We start from the raw sequence: 12837 nt of genomic DNA on the forward strand, positions 1-12837 counted from the left end.
GTGTGCACCATGGTCCTGCGACCGTTATCCGCATCGGAACGGGCTGAGGCCCTAAATAAGGCAGCAGCAGCCAGGGCCACCCGTGCGGCGGCCAAGGAAAGCCTCAAAAACGGCGAGAGGTCCGCCGCGGACATCATCAGTTCCGCGCTGCAGGACGAAGCGCTGGCCCGCATGAGGGTCTCCGAACTCCTTGAGGCCCTCCCCGGCATCGGAAAGGTCCGGGCGGCAGCCATCATGGACCAGCTGGGAATCGCGGCCTCCCGCAGGGTCCGCGGCCTGGGCATCCACCAGCGCCGCGCGCTGGTAGATTTTATAGACGAGAGTTAGGCCGGGCCGCCAGGTCCGCCCACCCCAAACCCCGGCAAAGGAATACGTGAGCAAGAAACCTGGACTGACAGTCCTCGCTGGTCCGACGGCTGTTGGCAAAGGCACCGTGTCCACCTACATCCGCGACAACTATCCCGAGGTGTGGCTGTCCGTTTCCGCCACCACCCGGGCGCCCCGCCCCGGCGAGCAGGACGGCGTCCACTACTTCTTCAAGTCCAAGGAAGAGTTCGAGCAGCTTATTGCCGACGGTGAACTCCTGGAATGGGCCGTGGTCCATGGGCAGAACACCTACGGGACGTTGAAAAGCACCGTCAACCAGGCCATCGCCGAGGGCCGGTCAGTGCTCCTGGAAATTGACCTGCAGGGTGCCCGGCAGGTGAAGGCCGCCGTTCCGGACGCACAGTTTGTTTTCCTGGCCCCGCCCAGCTGGGACGAAATGGTCCGCCGCCTGGTGGGCCGCGGCACGGAAACACCGGAGGAACAGCAGCGCCGGCTGGAAACCGCTAAACTGGAACTTGCTGCTGAACCGGAGTTCGACTACACCGTCATCAATGACGACGTTCGCCGGGCAGCGGACGAGCTTGTTTCACTCATGGGGCTGACCCCGCACCCGCATGGAGCGCCGGAACCGTCAGCCCGCTAGAACTTTGGAGAATTCGTGTCCACGAACCTTGAAGGCATCATCAACCCGCCGATCGACTCGCTGCTCGAGGCAGCCGATTCCAAGTACGGCCTGGTGATTTTCGGTGCCAAGCGTGCTCGTCAGATCAACGCTTACTACGCCCAGCTGCACGAGGGCCTTTTCGAATACGTCGGCCCGCTGGTTGACACCAAGCTGAACGAGAAGTCGCTTTCGATCGCACTGCGCGAAATCAACGAAGGCAAGCTGGTTTCCACGCCGATCCAGCCGGCAGAGTAAACTGCCGCCGAACTGACTTGCTGTTGACGGAGGTCACGTGCGCATAGTCCTCGGAGTCGGGGGAGGGATTGCCGCCTACAAGGTGGCATCGCTCCTCCGGCTTTTTACTGAAGCCGGCCACGACGTCACGGTGATCCCAACCGAGGCGTCCACCCGGTTCGTTGGCACTGCCACGTGGGAGGCGTTGTCCGGAAACCCGGTCAGCAACAGCGTCTTCGACGACGTCCACCAGGTCAACCACGTGCGGCTGGGCCACGAGGCTGACTTGATCGTCATTGCCCCGGCCACCGCCGACCTCCTGGCAAAAGCGGCCACCGGACAGGCCGGGGACCTGCTGACCAACACCCTGCTGATGGCCCGCGGCCCCGTTTTGTTTGCCCCGGCCATGCACACCGAGATGTGGCAGCACCCGGCAACCCAAGCCAATGTGGAAACGTTGCGAAGCCGCGGCTCCGCCGTCCTGGAACCTGCCAGCGGCAGGCTCACGGGGGCTGATTCCGGTCCGGGCAGGCTCCCGGAACCGGATGCTATTTTCGATGCCGCCATGGCGCTGGTGGAAGGACAGGCGGACTTCCAGCTGCCGCTGGCAGGCCGCATTGTCACCATCAGTGCCGGTGGAACCCGCGAACCCCTGGATCCGGTGCGCTTCCTGGGCAACAGGTCCTCCGGGAAGCAGGGGGTCGCCCTCGCCGTAGCCGCCCGGAACGCCGGCGCGACCGTCCGCCTGCTGGCAGCCCACATGGACGTTCCCCCGCCCTCCGGCGTCGAGGTTGTTCCCGTGGAAACTGCCCTGCAGCTTCGCGAAGCCGCGCTTGCGGCGGCAGCCGACTCCGACGTCGTCATCATGTCCGCGGCCGTTGCAGACTTCCGCCCCGCGGCTGTTTCCGACACCAAGATCAAGAAGCGCGACGACCGCGACGACCCCGTCATCACGCTGGTCCGCAACCCGGACATCCTGCACGAACTCGTGGAACTCCGGAACAGTGCCGCCCCGGGCGGGCGGCAGCAGCTGATTGTCGGCTTTGCGGCCGAGACCGGAGACAGCGACGGTGATGTCCTGGCGCACGCCCGGGCGAAGCTGCAGCGCAAGGGCTGCGACCTGCTGGTGGTCAACCACGTGGGCACGGACAGGGTCTTCGGGCAGGACACCAATTCCGTTGTCATCCTGGCCCGCTCCGGCTCCGAACCACAGGAGGCGTCCGGAACCAAGACGGAGGTTTCCGCAGCCGTCATCAGCCGGATCGGCCATGAATTGAATTCTGTGTCGCCGCGACCCTGAGTGTTCCACGCCACGTTTGCTTAGTACGGAGACATCTCCAGAGGCTTCCCTTCGGGGAGTCCGGATTCCAACCAGTAAGGTAGTTGAGTGACTTTACCGCTGCACCTTCCCCACACGTCCGAAGCCACCCCCAGCGCGCTGCGGCTCTTCACTTCCGAGTCGGTTACCGAAGGCCATCCGGACAAGATCTGCGACCAGATCAGTGACGCCATCCTGGATGCGCTGCTGGCTGCGGACCCCGAATCGCGGGTTGCGGTGGAGACCATGGCCACCACGGGCCTGGTGCACGTTGCGGGCGAGGTCACCACTGATGCCTACGTCGAGATCCCCCAGATCGTGCGCGAGACCATCCTGGGCATCGGCTACGATTCATCAGCCAACGGATTCGACGGCGCCCGCTGCGGGGTGTCCGTGTCCATCGGCCAGCAGTCCAACGACATCGCCGGCGGCGTCTTCAACTCGCTCGAAGCCCGCGAAGGGCGGCAGGAAGACGACTACGACCTCCAGGGCGCCGGCGACCAGGGCCTGATGTTCGGCTACGCCAGCGACGAAACACCCTCCTACATGCCATTGCCCATCTGGCTGGCGCACCGGCTCTCCGAGCGGCTCACCGAAGTCCGCAAATCAGGCGAACTGGCATACCTCCGCCCCGACGGCAAGACCCAGGTGACGGTGGGCTATGACAAGGATGTCCCGGTCTCCGTGGAAACCGTTGTCATCAGCAGCCAGCATGCCGAAGGCGCGAGCCTCGAGCGGCTCCGCGCGGACCTTGCCTCGGTGGTCATCAAGCCGGTGCTGGCAGGGGCCAACCTCGATCTCTCCCGCGTCCGCAACATCCTGAACCCGGCCGGTGAGTTCGTGATCGGCGGCCCCGTTGGTGATGCCGGCCTGACCGGGCGCAAGATCATCGTGGACACCTACGGCGGCATGGCCCGGCACGGCGGCGGCGCCTTCTCGGGCAAGGACCCGTCCAAGGTTGACCGCTCCGCCGCATACGCCATGCGCTGGGTTGCCAAGAACGTGGTTGCCGCAGGGCTGGCCAAACGTGCAGAAATCCAGATCGCCTACGCCATCGGCCAGGCACGTCCGGTGGGCACCTACGTGGAAACGTTCGGCACGGAAACGGTTGACCCGGCCCGCATCAGTGCCGCCATCGCGGAGATCTTCGACCTGCGCCCCCGAGCCATCATCGACGCACTGGACCTGAAGCGGCCCATCTACGCCAAGACCGCGGCGCACGGACACTTTGGCCGCGACGAGCCTGACTTCACCTGGGAGCGGCTGGACCGCGTGGACGACCTCAAGGCGTTCTTCAACGCCTAGGCCCCGCACCGCCGGACTGGCTGCCTGTAACTACGCCTGTATCTCGGCCTCCGGCAACATGTCAGTGCCCTGTGCTTGGCTGGGCTAGTCCATCAGGGAGCCGAACGGAGGTTACTGCAATCGCTGCTGACAGTCCTGTCCAGCCGTCCCTGGACCTCCCCGGTGCCGTGCAGCCCTCACTCCTGCAGGGCTTTCCGTCCACCGCCCGGCCCGCCGGCCCGCAGCTGGCCAAGCACCTGCCCGTAGCCCGGGTGTTGGTGGAATCCTCACTGCCGCACCTGGACCGGCTCTTCGATTACGGGGTTCCGGACACCCTCGACGAAGCTGCCATGCCGGGCGTCAGGGTCAAGGTCAAGTTCAACGGCCAGGACCTCAGCGGTTTCCTGATGGAACGCGTTGCCGAATCCGACGCCGGACACACCCTGGTGCCCCTGGCAAAGGTTGTGTCCCCGGTTTCCGTGCTCACGCCCGCTGTCCGGGAGCTCGTAGCTTCCGTCGCCGCACGCTACGCCGGCACGGTCAGCGACGTCCTCCGGGTCGCTGTCCCGCCCCGGGTCGCGAAACTGGAAAAGGAGTTCGTCGCGGCGGAACCGGACGCGCCGGCAGCGCCGGACAAGGCAGAACCGCGCGAGGCCACACAGCTTCAAGCCGGTCCCGCGCCGGCCACCCTGCCGGGTGCCTGGGCGGCCTATCAGAACGGCCAGGCCTTCCTCCACCACCTGGCCGGGGGCGGTTCCCCAAGGGCCGTACTGAACCCGCTGCAGGGATACGGCCCGGCGGGATGGCCCCGGCTCTTGGCGGAAGCGGTGGCCGCCGCCTACGCTTCAGGGCGGGGCGCCGTGGTGGTGGTACCCGATTACCGTGACCTCGACCGCCTTGAAGAGGCGCTCCATGCCCTGCTGCCCGAAGACGCCGTTGCCCGGCTGGTGGCCGATGACGGTCCCACCCCGCGCTACCGCAATTTCCTTCGGCTCCTGGCGGGGACCGCCCGGGTTGCCATCGGGACAAGGTCTGCAGCTTTTGCCCCTGTGCAGGACTTGGGCCTGGTGGTTTGCTGGGACGACGGCGACGACCTCCACATCGAGCAACGCGCCCCGTATGCGCACGCCCGCGAGGTGCTGCTCCTGCGGGCCGAACAGGAAGATGCCGCCTGCCTCCTTGCGGGCCACTCCCGCAGCACGGAGGCCCAGCGGCTGGTAGCGGCAGGCTGGGCGCGTGCTGTCGAAGCCGGCCGCCCTGACGTCCGCAGGACGGTCCCGCGCATCGTCAACACTGCTGACAGCTTCGAGCAGGAGCGGGATCCGCTGGCCAGGATCGCCCGCCTGCCCGGTGCCGCATGGCGGGCCGCCAAGGAAGGGCTGGAGCGTGGACCGGTCCTTGTCCAGGTGGCCCGCGCCGGATATGCGCCGTCGCTCGCCTGCGAGATGTGCCGCGAGCCGGCCCGCTGCGGCAGCTGCCAGGGACCCTTGGCCGTAGCAGGCGCCAGCGGCACGTCCGCAATGCCTCAATGCCGCTGGTGCTCCACGCCGGCGCCGGACTGGCACTGCGTGCACTGCGGCGGCCGGCGCCTGCGCAAGGGCGCCACCGGAGTCATCAGGACAGCCGAGGAGCTCGGCCGCGCCTTTCCCGGCAAGGCCGTCGTCACTTCCTCGGGGGACCAGGTGAAGGCTGCCGTCGGTTCGGGCAAGGCACTGGTGGTGGCCACGGTGGGTGCCGAACCCGTGGCGGATGGGGGATACGCGGCAGCGCTGCTCCTGGACGGCGATTCCCTCCTGCGCCGTGAGACACTGCGCGCCGGCGAGGACACCGTGCGGCGGTGGTTCAATGCGGCCGCGCTGGTGCGTCCTGCATCGGACGGCGGGCTGGTGGTGGTCACCGCCGCGGATACAGCTGCCGTGGGTGCCCTGCTTCGCTGGGATCCGGCCGGTTATGCGGAGCGGGAACTGTCGCTGCGGGCGGAGCTGCAGCTTCCCCCCGCGGTCCGCACCGCGTCCGTTACCGGGCCGCGCGCCGCCGTCGAGCATTACACGGCGGCCGTGGCAGCGGACCTGGCCTCCGGGGGAATCACCTTGCGGACAGCCGGACCGGTACCCGTGGTGCTGAACGGTCCGCCATCGCCCCGCCGCTCAGCGGAGGATGTGCGCACCCTGCTCTTCTTCCCCTATGGACAGGCCGGCGCCGTCACCCGTGTCCTGCGTGTCACCAGGGCTGCAGCCGCGGCCAAACGCTCCAGCGAACCCTTCCAGCTCCGGCTGGACGGCATCGACGTCCTCTAGGGCGGTACCCTAGCGGCGGCGCCGGACCACGATTTCGTGGGCTGCATCCACCAGCTGCCGTGCCGACTCGTCCCAGCTGAACTCCCGGGCACGGGCAACGCAGCGCCGCGACAGTTCCTCCCAGCGGGCGTTGTCCTGGAGTGTGTGCACGGCTTCGGCAAACTGCCGGGGGGATGCAGGGTCAACGTAGAGGGCGGCGTCCCCGCCGACCTCCCGGAAGATGGGGATATCGCTGGCAATAACGGGAGTGCCGAGCGCCATGGCTTCCACCAGGGGAAGCCCGTAGCCTTCGGCCCGTGAAAGGCTTACCAGCGCCGCAGCCGAGCGCAGGAATTCGTGATATTCCCCGTCCGTGACGCCGTTGTGGAACACCACGTGCGCCCCTGGTGGAACCAGCCTTTCCAGTTCGGCACGGCGTTGGGGCGTGATGCGGCTCAGCAGGTGGAGGGTGTAACCGGGCAGGCCCGCCATTCCCGCCACCATGGTTTCGACGTTCTTGTACGGCATGAAAGAGCCCATGTAGACCAGCGCGCGGTCTTCCCCGGCGCCGGCTGGCCGGGGCCCGTGCTCCTGCTCCGGCTGGGGGGCGTTGCTGATAATCCTCACGGGGCGGCGCGTCAGGCGGTACTTTGCGATCAGCGCCTCGGTGGTGCGGCTGATGGTGGCCACGGTGTCGGCCCGGTTGAGGAGCAGGCGCTGCGGCCAGAACGCCTTGTGGTAAAGCCGCCACAGAAGCCGGACCGGTGCCGGCAGGAACCCCGGCGGCGCAGGGTGCTCGTAGTAGATGAGGTCGTGGAGCGTCAGCACCAGGCCGTACTTGCGGCCCCAGGTGCCCATCGTCTGCATGGGACACACCACCACGTCAGCGCCAAGCCTGTTGATGGTGCGCGCCACAAAAAGCTCCCTCGGCGACAACGGACTGCTGATCAGCGTGTAGGGAACATCGGGGAGCAGGGGGAGTTGCCGGACGTCGGAGACCAGCATGGATACGTCCGCGATTTTCGCAGTGGCTGCGATCAGGCTCGCCCCGTAGCGGCTGATGCCGTCGTGGTGGTCGGTCCGGGTAAAACGTGCGTCGATGACAATCTTCACGCGCGGTGGTCCTTAAGGAAGCTGCGGATGAACGAGGCCGCCGGTTCGGGCGTTTCGTAATGGATGAGGTGTCCGACGCCGGGAATGACCTTGAGTTCGCCGTCCGGCAGCAGCGCAGCGAGGCGGCGCTGGTCGGGGAGGACGGCGATCTCATCTTTTTCCCCGGCGATCAGCAGCACCGGAAGGGTGAGCCGGCCGGCCACCTCGGCCACGTGGCTGCTGACGGACGCGGTAAAGGATTCAAGCAGGCTGTCACGGCTGGCAAAAGCGCTGAAGTAGGCGCTGTGCTGGCCGTGGATGAAACGGCGCAGGTTCCTGTCGGCGGTCTTGGCCATGGTTTCGCTCATGATCCGGACTATCAGCGGGCTCCGCAGCAAAGCCAGTCCCAAATGCCTGGGAAGGCGCGCGGCAAGCCGGTAGTAGAGGACCGCGAGCCGGGTCATCACGCCCTTTGGCCCTTCCAGCGCCGGTGCCGCGATGGGGTTGATGAGGATCAGGGGGTTCACCGATCCCGGATGGTCGGCCACGAAGTGCGCGGCAATGATCGAGCCGAAGGAGTGTCCCAGCAGGACCGTCTCGGGGCCGAGGCCAAGGGCCGCCATGAATCCGGTAATGAAGGAGCCATACTGCTCCACGGAATGCCGGCCGGACGTGAACGCGTCGGAGCCGCCGAATCCGGGCAGGTCAGGCATGATGATGCGCATCTCGGAAAGCTGGTCTGCCACGCGCAGGAGTCCGTGGTGGTCTCCGCGGAAGCCATGGATTACCAGGATGGTTCGCGTTTCCGGACCGGCGTGCACCGGCTCGTACGTCCAGAAGGCAACCTTCCCGCCGTCGATCTCCACCGAGGAGGACGACGTGCGGGAGGCAAGTCCATGGCTGAAGTAGGCCGGCGAGGCAGGCCCGGGCCGTGCTGTGGTCATCGGTGCTGCCTTAATTGACGTGGTCCGGATGCGAGCCGGTGCGGTGCCCCCGGTCCAGGCCTGCAAGCGCAGCCATGTCCCGGTCCGAGAGTTCGAAGTCGAAGATGTTGAGGTTTTCCCGGATGCGGCCCTCGGTGCTGGCCTTCGGAATGGCAATGTTCCCCAGCTGCATGTGCCAGCGCAGGATTACCTGGGCGGGCGTCTTGCCATGTTCAGAAGCGCAGGCGTGGACAACGGGATCCGCCAGGACCTGTCCGCGGCCCAGCGGGCTCCATGCCTCCGTCCTGATGCCCAGCCCGTCATGCAGCGTGCGCAGTTCCGCCTGCTGCAGCCACAGGTGCAGCTCAATCTGGTTGACGGCGGGAACCACCTCTGCAGTCTGGAGCAGCCGGTCAAGGTGGGCCGGCTGGAAATTGCTGACGCCGATGGCACGGACCTTCCCTTCCCGGTACAGGGTCTCCAGGGCCCGGTAGGTATCGGGAAACAGCCCGCGCCTGGCGCAGGGCCAGTGGATGAGGTACATGTCCACATAATCCAGGCCGAGGTTGACCATGGAGTCGTCGAAGGCCCGCAGCGTCGCGTCGTAGCCGTGGTGGTCGTTCCACACCTTGGTGGTGATGAACACGTCTTCCCTGGACAACGCCGGGAACAGCTCGCCGGAGCCGCCGCTGCCGGCGTACCCGCCCAGTTGGGAATTGATCCCGCGGGCCACTCCGGTTTCGTTGCCGTACATAGCTGCGGTGTCAAAGTGGCGGTAGCCGGCAGCGAGCGCGGTGGCAACGAGCCCTTCCGCGTCCGCGGCCGGGACCTTGTACAGTCCGAAGCCGAGCTGCTGGATCAGCACGCCGTTGTTCAGGCTGAGCCGCGGTGAGGTTCTCATAGCCACGACTCTACCCATTGGCCGCCGTGAGGCCCTCGAAATCCACCAGGCGCCGCGCGGTGGCCTCGTCCAGGATCAGGTCGGTGGCCAGGCCGGCGGCCAGGGCGCCGCGGAGCCCTTTGATCTTGGAGACCCCGGACACCACGCAAATCCTTCGCCGGACCTGCCGCAGTTCGGCGAGGGCAGGCCCCGTGGATCTTTCGTTGAGGATGATGCCGTCCGAGGATCCGTCGCCGCGGAAGAAGACGGTGGCAACGTCACCCACGACGTCGGACGTGGCCAGGATGTTCAGGTCCGTCTCATCCAGGTATCCACCGGCGTAGACGTGGCTGGGGTAGTCCGCATCCACTGATCCCACACCGAAAATGGCAATGCTCATCTTGGCCTGGAGTTCCAGGATCCGTTGCACGCTGCGCTCATTCCACATGGCGGTCTTGGTGGCGGCGTGGTCGAAAAAGGCCGGTACGGGGAACTGTTCCACCCTTGCCCCGTAGGCGCTCCCGAACCGCCGCATTATGTCGCTGGCGTAGGTGATGCCGGTGGTGTGCATGTTGCCTGCGCCGTTCAACTGCACGATCACGCTGTCATGGGTGATCTTGCGGGTGAGGTGGCGGCTGACTGCGCTCAGGGTGGATCCCCAGGCAACGCCGATGATGGCGTTCGAGTCCACCAGTGGCCCGATGGTCCGCGCTGCCTGCATGGCCACGCGGTCCAGGGTCTCGGCTTCATTCAGTGTTTCCAGGACCGGCACCACATGGACGTCGACGCCATAGCGGTGCCGGATCCTGCCCTCGAGCTCCGGGCCGGTGTCCAGGGGGTTGCGGATCTGGATCTGGACCAGTCCGGATTCGCGTGCGGAGGACAGAAGCCGGGACACGGTGGATCTGGAGGTCCGCAGTTCGCGGGCTATCGCATCCATGGTCAGGTCCTGCAGATAATACATTTGTGCAGCTCGGAGGGCCTCAGAGTGTCTTGACGGGTCCATTACCCCTCCCTCGTGCACGTTTGTGCATAGTGCTTGACTCCATTTTCCATTAGTCCAAACAATAGTGGAGAACGGCGGGCCCGCCCACTCGGTTGCCCGCGCCACACAAAGCCCCAAGGGAGTCGTTTTGGGACCCAAGGATTTAACCGGCCGACCTTCGGCAGCACCTGCGGAGAAGCCGGGAGCCGAACGCAGTTCCGTCCACCATCTGCGGCGCCGGCCGCACGCGAAGGTGCTGGTGGTTGGGGGCGGCATCAACGGCGTAGGAACCTTCCGTGACCTCGCGCTGCAGGGTGTGGACGTTGCGCTCGTTGAACGCGGAGACTACTGCCAGGGAGCCAGCGGGGCCTCCTCGCACATGATCCACGGCGGCATCCGCTACCTCGAGAACGGCGAATTCCGCCTGGTCCAGGAATCAGTGGTGGAACGCAACCGGCTGCTGCGCATTGCTCCGCACTACGTGAAACCGCTGCAGACCACCATTCCCATCTTCAGCACTTTTTCCGGTGTGCTGTCGGCCCCCCTGCGTTTCCTGACGCACAAGCAGCAGGGCAAGCCCAAGGAACGCGGCGCCTTCCTCATCAAGCTTGGCCTGAGCCTCTACGACTCGTTTTCCCGCGACGGCGGCACCGTCCCGCGGCACCAGTTCCGCAGCGGCCAGCGGGCCCGTGCGGAACTGCCGGCCCTCCGCCCCGACGTCAAGTACACCGCCACCTACTTTGACGCTTCCGTGCACAACCCGGAGCGGCTCACGCTGGACGTCCTCCAGGACGGGGAAAAGGCCGGCCGCGCGGCTGTGGGCGAAGGCAACGCCCAGGGGTATACGGCCCGTGCCAGCAACTACGTTTCCCTGCAGTCCATGACCGGTAAGCCCAATCCGGGCACCGGCAAGGGAAGCACCGTCCGGCTGCGGGACGAACTGACGGGTGAGGAATTCGACTTCACCGCAGACGTCATCGTGAACACCACGGGCGCCTGGGTGGACCTGACCAACGAGGCAATGGGCACGGCTTCTGCCTTCATGGGCGGCACCAAGGGCTCCCACATCGTGCTGGACAACCCTGCGCTGCTGGAAGCCTGCCGCGGCAGGGAAATCTTCTTCGAGCACACGGACGGACGCATCGTCCTGATCTACCCCATGGGGGACCGGGTCCTGGTGGGGACCACCGACGTGGACGCTGACATGGCGCAGGACGCGGTCTGCACCGACGAGGAAATCGAGTATTTCTTTGACCTGGTGGGCCACGTCTTCCCGGACATCGCCGTTACGCGTGACCAGATCGTCTACACCTTTTCCGGCGTCCGGCCGCTGCCACGCCATGACGCCACCCAGCCCGGCTTCGTGTCGCGCGACTACCGCATCGAGCGCCGCGAACCCGGACAGGACGGAAACGGAAAGGGCGCCGTGGTCCTGAGCCTGGTGGGCGGGAAGTGGACCACCTTCCGTGCACTGGCCGAACACATGACCAACGACGTGCTGGCCGAGATCGGGATGGACCGCAAGGTCTCCACCGCCCAGCTCCCCATCGGCGGCGGCGCAGGCTTCCCCGCTGACGAGCCCGGCGTGCAGAAATGGATCAAGGCGCACATGGCCTCCGGCCGTGACGCCGACCGCACCGCGGTACTCCTGACCAGGTACGGGACCCGTGCCGAAACCGTCATGGAGTACCTCGACGCCGGACCCGACAGGCTGCTGCATTCCACCCGCGAGCTCAGCGTCCGTGAACTGGAGTTCATGGCCGCCAACGAGCAGGTGGGGCACCTCGTGGACGTCCTCATCCGCCGGACTTCCCTGGCATTCAGGGGCCTGGTAACGGGCGAACTGCTGAATGAGGTGGCGGATGTGCTCGCGGTTCCCCTTGGCTGGAACGCCGCGGTCCGCGCTGCGGAGATCAAGCACGCGCAAGATGTGCTGCAAAGGTTCCACCGTGTAGAAACCCACAGCCTGGTCGCCTAGCACCCGGCTGCCGGCCGGGGCGGCAACCCGCCCCGGCCCACGGTCCTTCAACCCACGAAGGACCTCCATCAGAAAATAAAGGAGTCAAAGATGTCTCTTGGAATAGTTTTCCTTTCCGAAGTATTCGGAACGGCGATGCTGACCCTCCTGGGTTGCGGCGTCGTCGCCAACGTTGCCCTGCGGGGGACTAAAGGCAACAGCGGTGGGTTCCTGATGGTCACCTGGGGATGGGGCATCGCTGTCTTCGCGGGCGTCTTCGTTGCCGCGAAATCGGGTGCCCACCTGAATCCAGCCGTCACGCTCGGGCTGCTGGTCAACGGAAAAGCCGAATACGCGCCGGGCGTGCCGGTGGACTTCGCCTCGACGCTGACGTACTTCGGCGGCGAACTGCTGGGCGCTTTCCTTGGTGCCGTGGCCTGCTGGCTGGCGTACAAGCAGCACTTTGATGCGGAGCCGGAGGTTGCCAGCAAGCTCGGCGTCTTCTCAACCGGTCCCGCCATCCGGTCCACACCCTGGAACCTGGTCACCGAAATCATCGGCACCTTCGTCCTGGTGTTCGTCATCCTTACCTTCGGCGGAACCCCCTCAGGCCTGGGTCCGCTCGCTGTCGCACTGCTCGTCGTCGGCATCGGCGTGTCCCTCGGCGGCCCCACCGGCTACGCCATCAACCCGGCCCGTGACCTCGGTCCCCGCATCGCCCACGCCCTGCTGCCCATCAAGGGCAAGGGCTCCAGCGACTGGGGATACTCCTGGATCCCGGTGGTAGGTCCGCTGGTTGGCGGCGCCCTCGGCGGCATCGTGGCCAACATCGCTCCCATCATCGTCACCGCCGCATCCTGACCCCCTAAACCAATACCCTGCCCACAGCACCGATAC

The 12837-nt window shown here is 66.2% G+C and carries 12 protein-coding genes; 8 read left to right on the forward strand and 4 right to left on the reverse strand.

The window, feature by feature from the left end:
* Positions 1–9: 9 nt before the first annotated feature.
* The 6 genes from mihF to WHH00_RS08795 all read left to right on the forward strand — a co-directional run bounded on the left by mihF (position 10) and on the right by WHH00_RS08795 (position 6124).
* Positions 10–327: an integration host factor, actinobacterial type gene (gene mihF, locus WHH00_RS08770; RefSeq protein ID WP_174174766.1), complete on the forward strand. Its 318-nt coding sequence runs from the start codon at positions 10–12 to the stop codon at positions 325–327.
* 46 nt (positions 328–373) lie between these two features.
* Entirely contained in the window at positions 374–970 is a 597-nt protein-coding gene (gmk, locus tag WHH00_RS08775; RefSeq protein ID WP_350003174.1) for a guanylate kinase, read from the forward strand.
* A 15-nt stretch (positions 971–985) separates the two neighbouring features.
* Positions 986–1246 (forward strand): DNA-directed RNA polymerase subunit omega, encoded by a 261-nt coding sequence (gene rpoZ / locus WHH00_RS08780; RefSeq protein WP_139029262.1) that lies wholly within the window; start codon positions 986–988, stop codon positions 1244–1246.
* Between the two features lie 37 nt (positions 1247–1283).
* Positions 1284–2525 carry a bifunctional phosphopantothenoylcysteine decarboxylase/phosphopantothenate--cysteine ligase CoaBC gene (gene coaBC / locus WHH00_RS08785; RefSeq protein ID WP_406638110.1) on the forward strand — a complete coding sequence of 414 codons (1242 nt, stop codon included), beginning with the start codon at positions 1284–1286 and terminating at the stop codon, positions 2523–2525.
* A gap of 87 nt (positions 2526–2612) precedes the next feature.
* On the forward strand, positions 2613–3848 hold the full coding sequence (gene metK / locus WHH00_RS08790; protein WP_406638112.1) for a methionine adenosyltransferase: 1236 nt from the start codon (positions 2613–2615) through the stop codon (positions 3846–3848).
* Positions 3849–4015: 167 nt separating this feature from the next.
* On the forward strand, positions 4016–6124 hold the full coding sequence (locus WHH00_RS08795; RefSeq protein WP_406638114.1) for a primosomal protein N': 2109 nt from the start codon (positions 4016–4018) through the stop codon (positions 6122–6124).
* 9 nt (positions 6125–6133) lie between these two features.
* Here the strand turns inward: WHH00_RS08795 and WHH00_RS08800 are convergent, their stop codons facing one another.
* From WHH00_RS08800 to WHH00_RS08815, 4 genes are read right to left on the reverse strand one after another with little or no spacing between them, the layout of a single operon-like run.
* A complete protein-coding gene (locus WHH00_RS08800; RefSeq protein ID WP_406638116.1) occupies positions 6134–7216 on the reverse strand; it encodes a glycosyltransferase family 4 protein in 1083 nt (360 codons plus the stop codon).
* On the reverse strand, positions 7213–8139 hold the full coding sequence (locus WHH00_RS08805; RefSeq protein WP_406638118.1) for an alpha/beta fold hydrolase: 927 nt from the start codon (positions 8137–8139) through the stop codon (positions 7213–7215). The genes WHH00_RS08800 and WHH00_RS08805 overlap by 4 nt, the downstream gene beginning before the upstream one ends.
* Before the next feature lie 10 nt (positions 8140–8149).
* Positions 8150–9019, reverse strand: coding sequence for an aldo/keto reductase (locus tag WHH00_RS08810; protein ID WP_406638120.1), 870 nt, complete (start codon positions 9017–9019; stop codon positions 8150–8152).
* A 10-nt stretch (positions 9020–9029) separates the two neighbouring features.
* On the reverse strand, positions 9030–10004 hold the full coding sequence (locus WHH00_RS08815; RefSeq protein WP_231454257.1) for a sugar-binding transcriptional regulator: 975 nt from the start codon (positions 10002–10004) through the stop codon (positions 9030–9032).
* Between the two features lie 127 nt (positions 10005–10131).
* Between WHH00_RS08815 and WHH00_RS08820 the strand changes: the two genes are divergently transcribed.
* Together WHH00_RS08820 and WHH00_RS08825 are read left to right on the forward strand one after the other, a co-directional pair.
* Positions 10132–11961 (forward strand): glycerol-3-phosphate dehydrogenase/oxidase, encoded by a 1830-nt coding sequence (locus tag WHH00_RS08820; protein WP_406638122.1) that lies wholly within the window; start codon positions 10132–10134, stop codon positions 11959–11961.
* 90 nt (positions 11962–12051) lie between these two features.
* Positions 12052–12801, forward strand: a complete 750-nt coding sequence (locus tag WHH00_RS08825) for an MIP/aquaporin family protein (protein ID WP_406638124.1) — start codon at positions 12052–12054, stop codon at positions 12799–12801.
* The last annotated feature ends 36 nt before the right edge of the window (positions 12802–12837 follow it).

Source organism: Pseudarthrobacter quantipunctorum (assembly GCF_045291495.1).
GTDB classification, from domain to species: Bacteria; Actinomycetota; Actinomycetes; order Actinomycetales; family Micrococcaceae; genus Arthrobacter; species Arthrobacter quantipunctorum.